Raw genomic sequence first — 14,236 nt, 5'->3', positions numbered from 1 at the left:
ATTGCGATGAGCCTCAACATCTTCTGGTTCCTGCCTACCCACGGCGATGGCCACTACCTCGGCACATCCGAGGGCGCCCGCGCTGTCGATCACGGTTACCTGCAGCAGATCGCCCAGGCCGCCGACCGCCTCGGTTTCGGCGGTGTGCTGATCCCCACCGGCCGCTCCTGCGAGGATTCCTGGCTGGTCGCTGCCTCGCTGATCCCCGTGACCCAGCGCCTGAAGTTCCTCGTGGCCCTGCGCCCGGGGATCATTTCGCCCACCGTCGCCGCACGCCAGGCCGCCACCCTCGACCGCCTCTCCGGTGGCCGTGCCCTGTTCAACCTGGTGACCGGGGGCGACCCGGACGAGCTGGCCGCCGACGGCCTGCACCTGAACCATGAAGAGCGTTACGAGGCTTCCGTCGAGTTCACCCGCGTCTGGCGCCGCGTACTGGAGGGCGAGACCGTCGACTACGACGGCAAGCACATCCAGGTGAAGGGCGCCAAACTGTTCTACCCGCCGCTGCAGCAGCCGCGCCCGCCGCTGTATTTCGGCGGTTCCTCCGAAGCTGCCCAGGACCTGGCCGCCGAACAGGTCGAGCTGTACCTGACCTGGGGCGAGCCGCCGGCCGCGGTGAAGGAGAAGATCGAGCAGGTGCGCGAGAAGGCCGCCAAGCTCGGCCGCAGCGTGCGCTTCGGCATCCGCCTGCACGTGATCGTGCGCGAGACCAATGAAGAGGCCTGGGCCGCCGCCGACCGCCTGATCGCCAACCTCGACGACGAGACCATCGCCAAGGCCCAGGCCGCCTTCGCCCGTTTCGATTCCGTCGGCCAGCAACGCATGGCTGCCCTGCACAACGGCCGCCGCGACCAGCTGGAAGTCAGCCCCAACCTCTGGGCCGGCGTCGGCCTGGTGCGTGGCGGTGCCGGCACCGCGCTGGTGGGCGATGGCCCCACGGTGGCGGCGCGGGTCAAGGAATACGCCGACCTGGGCATCGACACCTTCATCTTCTCCGGCTACCCGCACCTGGAAGAGTCCTACCGCGTGGCCGAACTGCTGTTCCCCCACCTGGACGTGGCGCGCCCGCAGACGGGTGACGGCCTGGCCTTCGTCAGCCCCTTCGGCGAGATGGTCGCCAACGAGGCGCTGCCCGAGCGTCGCCTCAAGGTCTCCCAGAGCTGAGGATGCGCAGATGAACGTCCAATCCATCCTCCAGCGCCTGGCGCCCTGGGCCTTGCCCTTCACGCTGCTGGCCGCCTGGCAGATCGCCGTGGAAACCGGCCTGCTCTCCACCCGCATCCTGCCGGCGCCCAGCGCCGTGGTGACGGCGGGCTGGCACCTGCTCTCCAGCGGTGAAATCTGGACCCACCTGGCCATCAGCGGCTGGCGCGCCGGTATCGGCTTCGCCATCGGGGGCGGTATCGGCCTGCTGCTGGGCTTCATCACCGGCCTGTCGAAATGGGGCGAGCGCCTGCTCGACAGCTCGGTGCAGATGATCCGCAACGTGCCGCACCTGGCGCTGATCCCGCTGGTGATCCTGTGGTTCGGCATCGATGAGTCGGCGAAGATCTTCCTCGTCGCCCTCGGCACCCTGTTCCCCATCTACCTCAACACCTACCACGGCATCCGCAACGTCGACCCGGCGCTGGTGGAAATGGCGCGCAGCTATGGCCTCTCCGGTTTCGGCCTGTTCCGCCAGGTGATCCTGCCCGGCGCGCTGCCCTCGATCCTGGTGGGCGTGCGCTTCGCCCTCGGCTTCATGTGGCTGACCCTGATCGTCGCCGAGACCATCTCGGCCAGTTCCGGCATCGGCTACCTGGCGATGAACGCCCGCGAGTTCCTGCAGACCGATGTCGTGGTGCTGGCGATCCTGCTCTACGCGGTGCTCGGCAAGCTGGCCGACGTCGCCGCCCGTGGCCTCGAACGCCTGTGGCTGCGCTGGCACCCGGCCTACCAGGCCAAGGGAGGTGCGGCATGAACGCGCTCTCCACGCCCCAGCGCCTGAAGCGCGGCATCCCGCTGGCGATCCGCAGCATCGGCAAGTCGTTCGGCGAGCGCGAAGTGCTCAAGGACATCGACCTGCTGATCCCCGCCGGCCAGTTCGTCGCCGTGGTCGGTCGCAGCGGGTGCGGCAAGAGCACCCTGCTGCGCCTGCTGGCCGGGCTGGACAAGCCCACCCGTGGCGAACTGCTGGCCGGCTCCGCGCCCCTGGAAGACGCCCGCGAGGACACCCGCCTGATGTTCCAGGACGCCCGCCTGCTGCCGTGGAAACGGGTGATCGACAACGTCGGCCTCGGCCTCTCCGGCAACTGGCGGCCCAAGGCCCTGGAAGCGCTTGAGGCCGTGGGCCTGGCCGACCGCGCCCAGGAATGGCCGGCGGCGCTGTCCGGTGGCCAGAAGCAGCGCGTGGCCCTGGCCCGTGCCCTGATCCACGAACCGCGCCTGCTGCTGCTGGACGAACCGCTGGGCGCGCTGGATGCGCTGACCCGCATCGAGATGCAGCAACTGATCGAACGCCTCTGGCAGAAGCACGGCTTCACCGTGCTGCTGGTCACCCACGACGTCAGCGAGGCCGTGGCCATCGCCGACCGGGTGATCCTGATCGAAGACGGCGAAGTCGGCCTCGACCTCGCCGTGGACCTGCACCGCCCCCGCGCCCGTGGTTCGGCGCGGTTGGCGGCACTGGAGGCCGAGGTGCTGGAGCGGGTGCTGTCGCAACCCGCCTCGCCACCGGAGCCGGAACCCTTTTCACCCCTGCCCACGCAGTTGCGTTGGGCGCTTTAACCCTCAGCGGCAAGCGCAAGCCACAAGCCGCAAGGAAGAGCAGGACGCTCCGACTTGCCGCTTGGAGCTTGCAACTTGAAGCTGCTTTTCGACCCCAGGAGAAAACGCCATGACCATCAAAGCCATCAACGTCCGCAACCAGTTCAAAGGCACCATCAAGGAAATCATCGAAGGCCCGGTGCTGTCGGAAATCGACGTGCAGACCGCCGCCGGCATCGTCACCTCGGTGATCACTACCCGTTCCGTGCGCGAGCTGGAGCTGGGCATCGGCTCCGAAGTGATCGCCTTCGTGAAATCCACCGAGGTGTCCATCGCCAAGCTGTGATCCGCTGGATGAGGTTGCGTCAGCTGCCTTGTGCCGACATGAAGAGCCCCCGCGCATGCGGGGGCTCGTTCGTTTGGGGGCACGTGTGGGAGCGAATTTATTCGCGATGCGGACCGCAGGGCCGCCCGGCAGTATCGGGATCGCTACGCGATCCTTCGCGAATGAATTCCCTCCCACAGAGGCGTGGTTCGTAGGATGGGTAGAGCGAAGCGAAACCCATGCGGTCCTGGGCACGCCCGATGATGGGTTTCGTACCTCTACCCATCCTACGGGTAGCTGGTGCCTTGTGTCGGAATGAAAAAGCCCCGCATTTGCGGGGCTTCGTTCATCCGGGCTCGGCTCAGCGCTTCTGCGGCGCCGGCTGTTGCTGGGTGATGCAGTGGATGTTGCCGCCGCCGAGGAGGATTTCGCGGCCGGGGACCATCACCACTTCGTGCTGCGGGAACAGGCGCTTGAGGATGGCTTCGGCTTCGGCGTCCTTGGGGTCGTCGAACTTGGGCGCGACGATGCCGCCGTTGACGATGAGGAAGTTGACGTAGGAGCCGGCCAGGCGGATCGACGGGTCGCGCTCCTGGGTGCCGGCCACCAGGTCGACGCCGGCGCATTCCTCGTCCGTGGCGTAGAGCGGGCCGGGGATCGGCATCTTGTGCACCACCAGCTGGCGGCCCTTGGCGTCGCGGGCTTGCTCCAGCACCTTCATCGCCGCCTGGCAGCGCGGGTAGTTGGGGTTGGCGGGGTCGTCGGTCCAGGCCAGCAGCACTTCGCCCGGGCGCACGTAGCAGCAGAAGTTGTCGACGTGGCCGTCGGTCTCGTCGTTGTAGAGGCCGTCCGGCAGCCAGATGATGCTGTCCACCGCCAGGTGGTCGCGCAGCACTGCCTCGATCTCCTCGCGGCCCAGGTGCGGGTTGCGGTTGCGGTTGAGCAGGCATTCCTCGGTGGTGATCAGGGTGCCTTCGCCATCCACGTGGATGGAGCCGCCTTCCAGCACGAAGCCTTCGGTGCGGTAGCCCTGGAAGCCTTCGATGCGCAGCACCTTCGAGGCCACCTGGTCGTCGCGGTTCCACGGCGAGTAGAGGCCGCCGTCGAAGCCGCCCCAGGCGTTGAAGGCCCAGTCCACGCCGCGCACTTCGCCGGTGTCGTCGGTGACGAAGGTGGGGCCGGTATCCCGTACCCAGGCGTCGTCGGTGGTGATTTCCACCACGCGGATGTTCGGTTCGTCCAGGCGCTGGCAGGCGTTCTCGTACTGACCGGCGCTGACGCAGACGGTCACCGGCTCGAAACGGGCGATGGCGCGGGCCACGGCGCTGAAGGCGGCCTGGGCGGGTTTGCCGCCGAGGCGCCAGTTGTCCGGGCGCTCGGGCCAGACCATCCAGGTGCGGCTGTGGGTTTCCCATTCCGCCGGCATGCGGAAGCCATCGGCGCGGGGGGTGCTGTTCAGAGGTTTCATGGGGGTTACCTGTGGTCGCCCGGCGAGAGGCGCTGCGGTGGCTGTTGAGTGGGCCCCGCGCTGGCGGGGGCCACTGGAAAGGGGTGTCAGGACTCCAGGGAGCCGTCCAGGGTCTTCAGCGGGCCGTACAGGTTCGGGCGACGGTCACGGAAGGTGCCCCAGGCGCTGCGGGTACGTTCCAGTGCGTCGAGGTCGAAGCTGTGGACCAGCACGCCTTCCTCGGTTTCGTTCAGCTCCTCGACCTTGGCACCGAACTGATCGGCGATGAAGGAGGAGCCGTAGAAGGTGATGTCGTAGCCGTCCTGCTCTTCGCGGCCGATGCGGTTCGACGCCACCAGAGGCATCAGGTTAGCGCCTGCGTGGCCCTGCTGCACGCGCTGCCAATGGTCGCGGGAGGTGATGCTGGCGTCATGGGGCTCGCTGCCGATGGCGGTGGGGTAGAACAGCACCTCGGCACCCAGCAGCGCCATGCTGCGGGCGCACTCGGGGAACCACTGGTCCCAGCAGATGCCGACGCCGATGCGCGCGTAGCGGGTGTTCCACACCTTGAAGCCGGTGTCGCCGGGGTTGAAGTAGTACTTCTCGTGGTAGCCGGGGCCGTCCGGGATGTGGCTCTTGCGGTACACGCCGAGGTTGCTGCCGTCGGCGTCGATGATGGCGATGCTGTTGAAGCGCGCGCGCCCGGCCAGCTCGAAGTAGCTGATGGGCAGCACCACCTGCAGCTCGGCGGCCACTTTCTGGAAGTGGGCGATGGCGGCGTTGACCTCGGTGGCGGTGGCCAGCAGCAGGTAGTCGGCGTTGGGCTTCTGGCAGAAGTAGGGGGTTTCGAACAGCTCCTGGATGAGGATGATCTGCGCCCCCCTGGCGGCCGCCTGGCGCACCAGTTTCTCGGCGTTGGCGATGTTCGCGGCGCGATCCCAGGAGCAGGCCATCTGGGTGGCGGCGACGGTAACGATGCGGGACATGGAAACACCTCGTCAGGACGATTGCTGTCGATGAACGGGCGCAGGTCGCCCGGGAATGGCGACTTTATAATCGATAAAAATCTGCTTTAAAAGCGATTTAAATCGGTAAAAAGAAAATTATCGCCAATAAAGCGGATGTTTATCGAATTAAAAGCGGATAGAAATCGAGCGATTTCAGGGGGTATCGGCAAGCCCGACGGCCCGCTTGGGCAGGAAGGGCGGCAGGTAGAGGCCGAGGTAGGCATCGAACACGCGCATGCCTTCCTCGGCGAAGCGCGGGGTGATCTCGCCGTGCAGCTGCACCGAACGGGCATAGACGCGATCACCCAGCTCCATGGCCAGGGCGAAGACGTCGATGTCATCCGGCAGCGCCGGCAGCTCGAAGTGGCGCTCGAACAGGCGGTGCATCAGGCGGCCCAGCTCGATGTCGTGCTGGCGGTCGGCCTGGGTCACTTCGGTGAGGCCGTGCTGGGCGAGGATCAGTTGGCGCGCGGCGGTGTCGTCGGCGTAGATCGCCAGCATGCGCTCTTCCACCAGGCGCGAGAGGTCGCGCCAGCTGCCCAGGCGGCCGTGTTCCACCGGCTCCTGCAGGCAGGCGCGGAAGGCGGCGTGCACCTCGGCGGTGAGGCCTTCGAGGATGGCCGGCACGCTGGCGAAGAAGTGGTAGACGGAGGAGGGCGGCATGTCCGCGCGCTCGGCCACGCTGTAGATCGACAGGTTGGCCACGCCTTCCTCGGCCAGCAGCGCCCGTGCGGCGTCGAGAATCCCGGCGATGCGCAGCTGGCTGCTGGCGCGGGGTTTGCGGGGGGTGGCGGGACGCGGCATGGACGGCTCCTTGGCATGAGGCGGCTATTGGACGTTAGCCATGAGCCCCATGCAATACCGATGCGTCCCGTTCGTTCAACTGGCGCTGACCGGTTCCACCTTGAGCAGCACACCGTCCTGGCCGATCACGCGGACCTGGGCGCCGACGGGCAGGTCGGGCCCGACCACCAGCCACACCGAGTCGCCGGCCTTGATCTTGCCGCGCCCGCCTTCGATGGCCTGGTGCAGGGCGAACTGGCGGCCGACGAATTCCTGGCCCCGGCGGTTCAGCCCCGGCTGGTCGGAGGGCTTGGCGGCGCTGCGCTGGCGGCGCCACCAGTAGACGGCGGTGCACACCGAGAGCACGCCGAAGAGGAGGAACTGCACCTCCCACGGGATGCCCGGCACGAGGAAGGTGAGCACGCCCACCGCGGCGGCGGCGAGGCCGATCCACAGCAGGTAGCCGCCGGCGCCGAAGACTTCGAGGATCAGCAGCAGGGTGCCCAGGGCCAGCCAGTCCCAGAAGGACAGGGTCTGCAGGTAGCCGAGCATGGTCAGACCTTCTTGTCGCCGAAGGTGGCTTTGACGATCTCGCCGATGCCGCCCACCGAGCCGATCACCTGGCTGGCCTCCAGCGGCATGAGGATCACCTTGCTGTTGTTGGCGCTGGCCAGGCTGCCCAGGGCCTCGACGTATTTCTGCGCGACGAAGTAGTTCACCGCCTGCACGTTGCCGTTGGCGATGGCCTGGGACACCACGCGGGTCGCCTCGGCTTCGGCCTGGGCGGCGCGTTCGCGGGCCTCGGCTTCGAGGAAGGCGGCGGCGCGCTCGCCCTCGGCGCGGAGAATTTCCGCCTGCTTGTGGCCCTCGGCGGTGAGGATGGCGGCGGAGCGGGAGCCTTCGGCCTCGAGGATCTGCGCGCGCTTGAGGCGCTCGGCCTTCATCTGGCTGGCCATGGCTTCCACCAGGTCGGCGGGCGGGCTGATGTCCTTGATCTCGATACGGGTGACCTTGATGCCCCAGGGCGCGGTGGCCTCGTCGACGGTGCGCAGCAGGCGCTCGTTGATGGCGTCGCGCTGGCTGAGCATGGCGTCCAGCTCCATGGAGCCGAGCACGGTGCGGATGTTGGTCATCACCAGGTTGCGGATGGCGTGCTCGAGGTTGTTCACCTCATAGGCCGCCTGGGCCGCGTTGATCACCTGGAAGAAGCACACGGCGTCGATCTCGACGATGGCGTTGTCGGCGCTGATGGCTTCCTGCGGGGGGATGTCCAGCACGGCTTCCATGACGTTGAGCTTGCGGCCGATGCGGTCCATCACCGGGACGATGATGTTCAGGCCTGGCTTGAGGGTGTTGGTGTAGCGGCCGAAGCGCTCCACCGTCCACTCGTAGCCCTGCGGCACGACCTTGAAGCCCATGAATACGATGGCCACGGCGAGCGCGACGAAGAGGAGTACGACTGTGGTGATGCCCATGACTGTTCCCTGTAGGTGAGTGCCGGCAGCGGCCTTTCTCGGTTATCCGCCCGGATTCTGCGCCGGGCGGCGGTGGTTACTTCTGTTCGCTCTGCGGGGTGACCCGCAGCACTTCCTCGACCGTGGTGAGCCCGGCGGCGACCTTCTGCGCGCCGGACAGGCGCAGGCTGCGCATGCCTTCCTTGAAGGCGTTGCGACGCAGGCCGACCAGATCGGTATCGGCGGTTATGTAGCTCTTCACCGAGTCCGACAGCAGCATGATCTCGTAGACCCCGGCGCGGCCCCGGTAGCCGGTGTCGCGGCATTCCAGGCAGCCCACGGCGCGGTGCGCCCCGGTGGGCAGCGGTGCGCTCCAGGGGCGTGTGAGGTTCTGCCAGTCCTCTTCTTCCAGCTCGATGGGCGCCTTGCAGTGCGGGCACAGGGTGCGCACCAGGCGCTGGGCCATGACCCCGAGCAGGGTGGCGCGCAGCAGGTAGTAGGGCACGCCCAGTTCCAGCAGGCGGGTGATGGCGCTGGGGGCGTCGTTGGTGTGCAGGGTGGAGAGCACCAGGTGGCCGGTGAGCGCCGCCTGGATGGCCATCTCGGCGGTTTCCAGGTCGCGGATCTCGCCGACCATGATGATGTCCGGGTCCTGGCGCATCAGCGCGCGCACGCCGCTGGCGAAGGTCAGGTCGATGTTGTGCTGCACCTGCATCTGGTTGAAGGCGCCCTCGATCATCTCGATGGGGTCTTCGATGGTGCAGACGTTCACCTCGCTGGTGGCCAGCTGCTTGAGCGTGGTGTAGAGCGTGGTGGTCTTGCCCGAGCCGGTGGGGCCGGTGACCAGGATGATGCCGTTGGGCTGGTTGGTCATGCTCTGCCAGCGCTTCAGGTCGTCCTGGGAGAAGCCCAGCTGGTCGAAGCTCTTGAGCAGCACCTCGGGGTCGAAGATCCGCATCACCATCTTCTCGCCGAAGGCGGTGGGCAGTGTGGACAGGCGCAGCTCCACCTCGCCGCCTTCCGGGGTCTTGGTCTTGACCCGGCCGTCCTGGGGCTTGCGCTTCTCCGCCACGTTCATGCGGCCGAGGCTCTTCAGGCGGCTGACGATGGCCATCGTCACCTGGGGCGGGAACTGGTAGACGGTGTGCAGCACGCCGTCGATGCGGAAGCGCACGGTGCCCTGTTCGCGGCGCGGCTCGATGTGGATGTCACTGGCGCGCTGCTGGTAGGCGTACTGGAACAGCCAGTCGACGATGTTGACGATATGCGCGTCGTTGGCGTCAGGTTCCTGGTCGTTCGCCCCCAGTTTCAGCAATTGTTCGAAGTTGCCGACGCCGCTGATCTTCTGGTCCACGGCATTGGCGCCGCTGACCGACTTGGCCAGGCGGTAGAACTCCACGGTGAAGCGCTGGATGTCTGCCGGGTTGGCGACGATGCGCTTGATCGGGCGCTTGAGCACGTGGGTGAGGTTGCCCTCCCAGCTGTGCACGAAGGGCTGGGCGCTGGCGATGGTGACGCTCTCGCTGTCGGCGGCCACGGCGAGGATCTTGTGGCGCTGGGCGAAGGCGTAGGACATCAGCGGGGTGACCGCGGCGACGTCGATCTTCAGCGGGTCGATGCGCAGGTAGGGCTGGCCGGCGTACTCGGAGAGCCAGACGGTCAGGGCTTCGAGGTCGAGCTTCTTGCCGGGGCGCTTGAGGTCGTCGACCTGCTGGCTGGCGAGGAATTCCAGCGGGTGCTGCTGGTTGTTCACCGCGCTGCGGCGAATCGCCATGCACTGCTCGGCGGTGTCCTGGGCGATCCGGCCCTGGTTCACCAGCTCCCGCAGGAGGTCGTTGAGGTCCAGCCAGCGATCCTGGGCGGCTGAGGCAAAAGCGGACATGCAGGCTCCTTGGTCACGCGATCCCGGTCAGGGAAGAGTAGCCAACGCACTCTTCCGTGGAGGGTGCACAGGATGCCCGAATCGGCGCCTCGGGGCGAAGGGCATTGCGTGATCGGGTGCACCGAACGGCGTGGTCAGGATGCCGCAGGCTGCACATCCACCGAAAACACGCTGACCAGGGAGCGCATTTTCTGCGCGATCACCTCGGCGCGGTGCAGGGTCAGCCCGTCCTGGCGCAGTCGCAGCAGCAGGTCGTCGCCCTGGCGCGTGGCCTCCAGCCACTGCGGCACCAACTGCAGCTGGGCGAAGTAGGCGAGCAGGCGGCTGAGGATGTCCGCGTCGGCCTCGGCGAGGATGGTGAAGCTCAGCGTGCGCGCCTGGCCGGGCAGGTGCGTCTTGCTCCACACATCCTCACGCGGCGCGAGGGCTGTGGGGAAGGGCAGTGGCGGGGTGACGCGGGGCGATTCGTCGAGATCGAGCATGGTGGCGTGGCTCCGGAGGCGATGGCCTATTTTCCGGGCGCCGGAGGGAGAATTTCTGCCTGTTTATTGGTCGTTCCGGCTGATTGGGGAATAGAATTTCCCCGATATCCAGTTATTGGGGTTTTTCATGCCTATCGAACTCGATCCGTACGATCGCCGCATCCTCGAGCTGCTGCAGGAGGACGCCGGCATCGCCACCGCCGAGATCGCCGAGCGCATCGGCCTGTCGCAGTCACCCTGCTGGCGGCGCATCCAGCGGCTCAAGGAGGAGGGGGTGATCCGCCGCCAGGTGACGTTGCTGGACCGGCGCAAGATCGGCCTCAACGCGCAGATCTTCGCCCAGGTGAAGCTCAACGCCCACGGCCGCTCCAACCTCACCGAGTTCGCCGAAGCCATGCAGGGCTTCCCCGAGGTGCTGGAATGCCACGTGCTGATGGGCGCGGTGGATTTCATGCTGCGCATCGTCACCAAGGACATCGAGGCCTACGAGCGCTTCTTCTTCGAGAAGCTGTCGCTGGTGCCGGGCATCCAGGAGGTCAATTCCATCGTCGCGCTGTCGGAGATCAAGTCGACCACCCGTTTGCCGGTGGGGGGTTAAGAGAAAAGCGGAGGGAGCAACGGTATCTGTGGGAGCGAATTCATTCGCGATGGCAGCCGATAGGCTGCCGCTCCTTGCCGGGTAGCCCCTGGGGGCCGCTGCGCGGCCCTTTCGCGAATGAATTCGCTCCTACCGGTCATATGGGCTCAGGCCTGCTGGAAGTCCTTGGGCGAATGAATTCGCCCCTACAGGAGCATGCCGATGCGCTGGCTGTCGTAGGGCGGGTGAAACCCGCCGGCTTATCCCGCGGAAACGAAAAAGCCCCGCATCGGCGGGGCTTTTCCAGGGTGGTGCGGATCAGGCGTTGAGGCCGGTGGCCTCGTCGGCGCCGATGTTCACGTTCATGCACTGCACGGCGGCGCCGGCGGCGCCCTTGCCGAGGTTGTCCAGTCGCGCGACCAGGTTCAGGCGCTCGGCGGAGCCGAAGACGAAGAGGTCGACGCGGTTGGTGTCGTTGCAGCCCTGGACGTCGAAGAAGCCGCCGTCGAGGTTGCCTTCGTCACCGGCCGGCATCACCCGAACGAACTGCTCGCCGGCGTAGTGCTGGCGGTAGATCTCGACGATCTCGGCGGCGCTGGCCTTGCGTGCCAGGCGCTCGGTGTAGAGCGGCACGGTCACGGCCAGGCCCTTGAGGAAGGGGCCGACGATGGGGTTGAACACCGGTGCCTGGGCCAGGCGGCCCTGCACGCGCATTTCCGGCAGGTGCTTGTGCTCCAGGCCCAGGGCGTAGGGACGCGGGCTCATCAGCCTGGCGTCGTTGCCGGCTTCGTACTCGGCGATCATTCCCTTGCCGCCGCCGCTGTAGCCGGTGAGGGAGAAGGCGGAGAGCGGGTAGTCGGCGGGCAGCAGGCCGGCGTCGATCAGCGGGCGCACGGCGAGGATGAAGGCGCTGGCGTGGCAGCCGGGCACGGCGATGCGCTTGCTGGTGCGGATCTTCTCGCGCTGGCCGGCGGCCAGTTCCGGCAGGCCGTAGGCCCAGCTGTCGTCGGTGCGGAAGGCGGTGCTGGCGTCGATGATGCAGGTGTTCGGGTTGGTCACCAGGGACACCGCCTCGCGCGAGGCGACGTCGGGCAGGCAGAGGAAGGCGACGTCGGCGGCATTGAGGAAGCGTGCGCGCTCTTGCGAGTCCTTGCGCTTGTCATCGGCGATGCGCAGCAGCTCGACATCGGCACGGCCGGACAGGTAGTCGAGCAAACGGAGGCCGGTGGTGCCTTCCTGACCATCTACGAACACTTTGAAAACCATGGCGGACTCTCTCGGACAGACGAATGAAGAGCGGGGCGCGCATTGTAACCAGCGCGGCCGCGCCTTGGCCAAGCGCGTCGGCGGATCAGGTCCGCGAGGCGTCGGGCGGCGTGGCGGCGGGGGGTGGTGTCAGGCCCATGGAGACATAGATGCTGGTCAGCGCATCGACCCCCATATCGGCCGGGCGCACCCATTCCACCGGTACGTAGAGCAGGCCGCCCCCCACCGGGATGGGCGCGGTGGGCACCAGGATGGCGCAGTAGGGCCGGCCTTCCAGTTCGATAGGCGCGGAGCTCGGTTGCAGGGCGAGCACCGCCGCGCCGTCGCCACCGAAGAAGCACCAGACCGGCTGCATGGTGGTGATGTCGGCGTTCTTTTCCTTGTCGAGCATGCCGACGAAGCGGTCGGCGATGTTGTAGACATTGCCGATCAGCGGGGTGCGCCGCAGGGTCTGGTCGAACAGCCAGGCCAGCGGGCGGCGCAGGCCCAGTTGCACGGCGAGGCCGAGGGGATAGAGGCTGGCCAGCAGCACCAGGGTGCCGACGAACCAGGCCAGGACCGGGCTGCTGGCGAACGGCTGGCCGAGGGCGGCGAGCAGTTGGCCGATCAGCGTCGAGGGGCCCACCAGGCGGTTGAGCAGGCTGACGATCCAGGCCAGCAGTGCCAGGGTCAGCACCAGGGGCAAGAGGGCCAGCAGGCCGGTCAGCCAGGTGCCGAGCAGGGATCTGAAGCTTTGCTTGAACATCGCGTGGGTTCCTCGTCGGCACCGCGCGGGCGCGCGGTGCCGGGTCGCATCACTTGAGGAGCTGCTTCCAGCTCTTGAGCGTCAGCACCTGGTGGGCCTGGCTGACGCGGGCTTCGAGGGCCTCCTCGTCGATCGGCCGGCCGGCCAGTTCGGCCAGCTTGTTCAGTTCGCCGTAGCAGCGGTCGGTCTCGGGGATCTCCAGCAGCACGCTGCGGGCCAGGCGCAGCCAGACCAGCAGGCGCTCGATGCGCGGCAGCTGCTCGGCGAGGTCCTCGGGCTGGCGCTTGTAGCGGTCCAGCTGCAGGTCGCGGGCTTCGTCGCCCAGCAGGCGCGGCAGCCACTTGCCCAGCGCGGCCTTGCCCTGGCGGTTGCCACGGTCGTTGCGGCCGACGGCCCAGGAGCGGGCCAGCAGCCAGCTGGAGGCGTCGAGGGAGAACAGGCCCCAGCGGGTGCCGGCCAGTTCATCGGCGAATTGCTGCGGCGCCGCCTGGCGCGCGGCTTCGTCGTCCTGGCCGGCGGCCAGGCGCGGGCGCCAGTCACCGATCAGGGCGTCCAGGGCTTCGCGCAGGCCGTGGCTGCTGGCACGCGGCGCGGCCTGGCCGAGGCTGCCGAGCAGGGCGCGCAGGTCGATCAGCTGTTGCAGCCATTCGCCGAGCAGCTTCCAGTGGCCGTTGAATCGGTATTGCTCGGCCAGGCGCTGGCTGCTGCCGAGCAGGTGCCAGGCGATGGCGGCGATGGCGTCGTCCAGGGGCATCTCGGCGTCCAGCGCCGGGGCCGGCAGGGCGACGCTGTAGCTGTTGGCGTCGAACAGGCGGTAGCCACGCTCGGCCTTGCTGATGTCGCAGGGCATCAGGGGCAGGTCGGCGGCCAGTTCGCGGGCCAGCTCCAGCAGCGCCTCGGGTTCGCCCTGGCGCAGTTCCAGCTCCAGCTCGCAGATTTCTTCCTCGGCCTTGCCGGCGATGACCTTGCCCAGGTCCAGCGCGGCTTCGACCACGACCTTGGCCTTGCCGCGGCCCCAGGCGATCTCGGCGCGCTCGCGGACGAAGTCGGTGGTGAAGATCGGCGCCAGGGTCTTCTTGTCCAGGTCGGCGAGGCTGGCCGGCCAGCAGTCGTCACCGAGCTTCTTCGGGTCGAGCTTGGCCTTGGGCAGGTACCAGTCCCATTCGTTGCGCTCGGACAGCCCGGCCACGCTCTGGCCACGGCTCTTGAGGGTCTGGATGAACTGGTCGCCGTCGCGACGCAGGCGCAGGGCGACCTTGGCCCGGGACAGATCCCGCTCGGGGGTGTCGTAGTACTGGTTGAAGAGCTCGCGTTTCTCCCAGCCGCTCTTGTTGCGCTTCTTCAGCAGCGGGTGGTCACGGAGGGCTTCGAGGGTCTCGCGGCTGGCGCGGAGCTTGATTTCGGTTTCTTTTTGCATGGCCGGAGTTTTATCAATCGCAGCACGGGATGGCTGCCGAGGCCGTGAAGTCTACAGGAGGCCGAGGCGCCCTGCCGGGCGGTTTCGCCGCCGGGGCGTTGTCCCT

The 14,236-nt window shown here is 67.5% G+C and carries 15 protein-coding genes; 5 read left to right on the top strand and 10 right to left on the bottom strand.

The window, feature by feature from the left end; genetic code table 11:
• The first annotated feature begins 6 nt into the window (after nucleotides 1-6).
• From ssuD to PI990_RS30085, 4 genes are all read left to right on the top strand, one after another.
• On the top strand, nucleotides 7-1,164 hold the full coding sequence (gene ssuD, locus PI990_RS30100; RefSeq protein WP_263401028.1) for an FMNH2-dependent alkanesulfonate monooxygenase: 1,158 nt from the start codon (nucleotides 7-9) through the stop codon (nucleotides 1,162-1,164).
• A gap of 10 nt (nucleotides 1,165-1,174) precedes the next feature.
• Nucleotides 1,175-1,960, top strand: a complete 786-nt coding sequence (gene ssuC / locus PI990_RS30095; protein ID WP_043240389.1) for an aliphatic sulfonate ABC transporter permease SsuC — start codon at nucleotides 1,175-1,177, stop codon at nucleotides 1,958-1,960.
• The gene (gene ssuB, locus PI990_RS30090) at nucleotides 1,957-2,766 is read left to right on the top strand and encodes an aliphatic sulfonates ABC transporter ATP-binding protein (protein ID WP_271659352.1); all 810 of its coding nucleotides are present in this window, start codon (nucleotides 1,957-1,959) and stop codon (nucleotides 2,764-2,766) included. The genes ssuC and ssuB overlap by 4 nt, the downstream gene beginning before the upstream one ends.
• A gap of 109 nt (nucleotides 2,767-2,875) precedes the next feature.
• Nucleotides 2,876-3,091, top strand: a complete 216-nt coding sequence (locus tag PI990_RS30085; RefSeq protein ID WP_003455791.1) for a TOBE domain-containing protein — start codon at nucleotides 2,876-2,878, stop codon at nucleotides 3,089-3,091.
• Between the two features lie 340 nt (nucleotides 3,092-3,431).
• Here PI990_RS30085 and aguA read toward each other — a convergent pair whose 3' ends face one another.
• The 7 genes from aguA to PI990_RS30050 form a co-directional block, all read right to left on the bottom strand.
• The gene (gene aguA, locus PI990_RS30080) at nucleotides 3,432-4,538 is read right to left on the bottom strand and encodes an agmatine deiminase (RefSeq protein ID WP_263401026.1); all 1,107 of its coding nucleotides are present in this window, start codon (nucleotides 4,536-4,538) and stop codon (nucleotides 3,432-3,434) included.
• A gap of 86 nt (nucleotides 4,539-4,624) precedes the next feature.
• On the bottom strand, nucleotides 4,625-5,503 hold the full coding sequence (aguB, locus tag PI990_RS30075) for an N-carbamoylputrescine amidase (protein WP_021222849.1): 879 nt from the start codon (nucleotides 5,501-5,503) through the stop codon (nucleotides 4,625-4,627).
• Nucleotides 5,504-5,677: 174 nt separating this feature from the next.
• Nucleotides 5,678-6,328 (bottom strand): TetR/AcrR family transcriptional regulator, encoded by a 651-nt coding sequence (locus tag PI990_RS30070; protein ID WP_271659351.1) that lies wholly within the window; start codon nucleotides 6,326-6,328, stop codon nucleotides 5,678-5,680.
• 75 nt (nucleotides 6,329-6,403) lie between these two features.
• Nucleotides 6,404-6,859, bottom strand: a complete 456-nt coding sequence (locus tag PI990_RS30065; protein WP_271659350.1) for an NfeD family protein — start codon at nucleotides 6,857-6,859, stop codon at nucleotides 6,404-6,406.
• A 2-nt stretch (nucleotides 6,860-6,861) separates the two neighbouring features.
• Nucleotides 6,862-7,782 (bottom strand): SPFH domain-containing protein, encoded by a 921-nt coding sequence (locus PI990_RS30060; RefSeq protein WP_021222852.1) that lies wholly within the window; start codon nucleotides 7,780-7,782, stop codon nucleotides 6,862-6,864.
• Nucleotides 7,783-7,858: 76 nt separating this feature from the next.
• On the bottom strand, nucleotides 7,859-9,643 hold the full coding sequence (locus PI990_RS30055) for a GspE/PulE family protein (protein WP_021222853.1): 1,785 nt from the start codon (nucleotides 9,641-9,643) through the stop codon (nucleotides 7,859-7,861).
• A 134-nt stretch (nucleotides 9,644-9,777) separates the two neighbouring features.
• Nucleotides 9,778-10,125 (bottom strand): hypothetical protein, encoded by a 348-nt coding sequence (locus tag PI990_RS30050; protein ID WP_271659349.1) that lies wholly within the window; start codon nucleotides 10,123-10,125, stop codon nucleotides 9,778-9,780.
• A gap of 127 nt (nucleotides 10,126-10,252) precedes the next feature.
• Here PI990_RS30050 and PI990_RS30045 point away from each other — a divergent pair, with 127 nt between their 5' ends.
• Nucleotides 10,253-10,723 carry an Lrp/AsnC family transcriptional regulator gene (locus PI990_RS30045; protein WP_271659348.1) on the top strand — a complete coding sequence of 157 codons (471 nt, stop codon included), beginning with the start codon at nucleotides 10,253-10,255 and terminating at the stop codon, nucleotides 10,721-10,723.
• Nucleotides 10,724-11,020: 297 nt separating this feature from the next.
• On the opposite strand, the gene argC is transcribed toward PI990_RS30045, so the two are convergent.
• The 3 genes from argC to PI990_RS30030 all read right to left on the bottom strand — a co-directional run bounded on the left by argC (nucleotide 11,021) and on the right by PI990_RS30030 (nucleotide 14,130).
• Nucleotides 11,021-11,968 carry an N-acetyl-gamma-glutamyl-phosphate reductase gene (gene argC / locus PI990_RS30040; protein WP_271659347.1) on the bottom strand — a complete coding sequence of 316 codons (948 nt, stop codon included), beginning with the start codon at nucleotides 11,966-11,968 and terminating at the stop codon, nucleotides 11,021-11,023.
• A gap of 85 nt (nucleotides 11,969-12,053) precedes the next feature.
• Complete coding sequence (locus tag PI990_RS30035; protein ID WP_271659346.1) at nucleotides 12,054-12,713, bottom strand: DUF502 domain-containing protein; 660 nt, start codon at nucleotides 12,711-12,713, stop codon at nucleotides 12,054-12,056.
• A 49-nt stretch (nucleotides 12,714-12,762) separates the two neighbouring features.
• A complete protein-coding gene (locus PI990_RS30030) occupies nucleotides 12,763-14,130 on the bottom strand; it encodes a CYTH domain-containing protein (protein WP_173178571.1) in 1,368 nt (455 codons plus the stop codon).
• Nucleotides 14,131-14,236 lie beyond the last annotated feature (106 nt).

The sequence above is a fragment of the Pseudomonas sp. TUM22785 genome (genome assembly GCF_028198105.1).
Taxonomy (GTDB): Bacteria; Pseudomonadota; Gammaproteobacteria; order Pseudomonadales; family Pseudomonadaceae; genus Metapseudomonas; species Metapseudomonas solani.
Note: the sequence above shows the minus strand (reverse complement) of the source record. Positions and strands in the feature narration are given on the sequence as shown.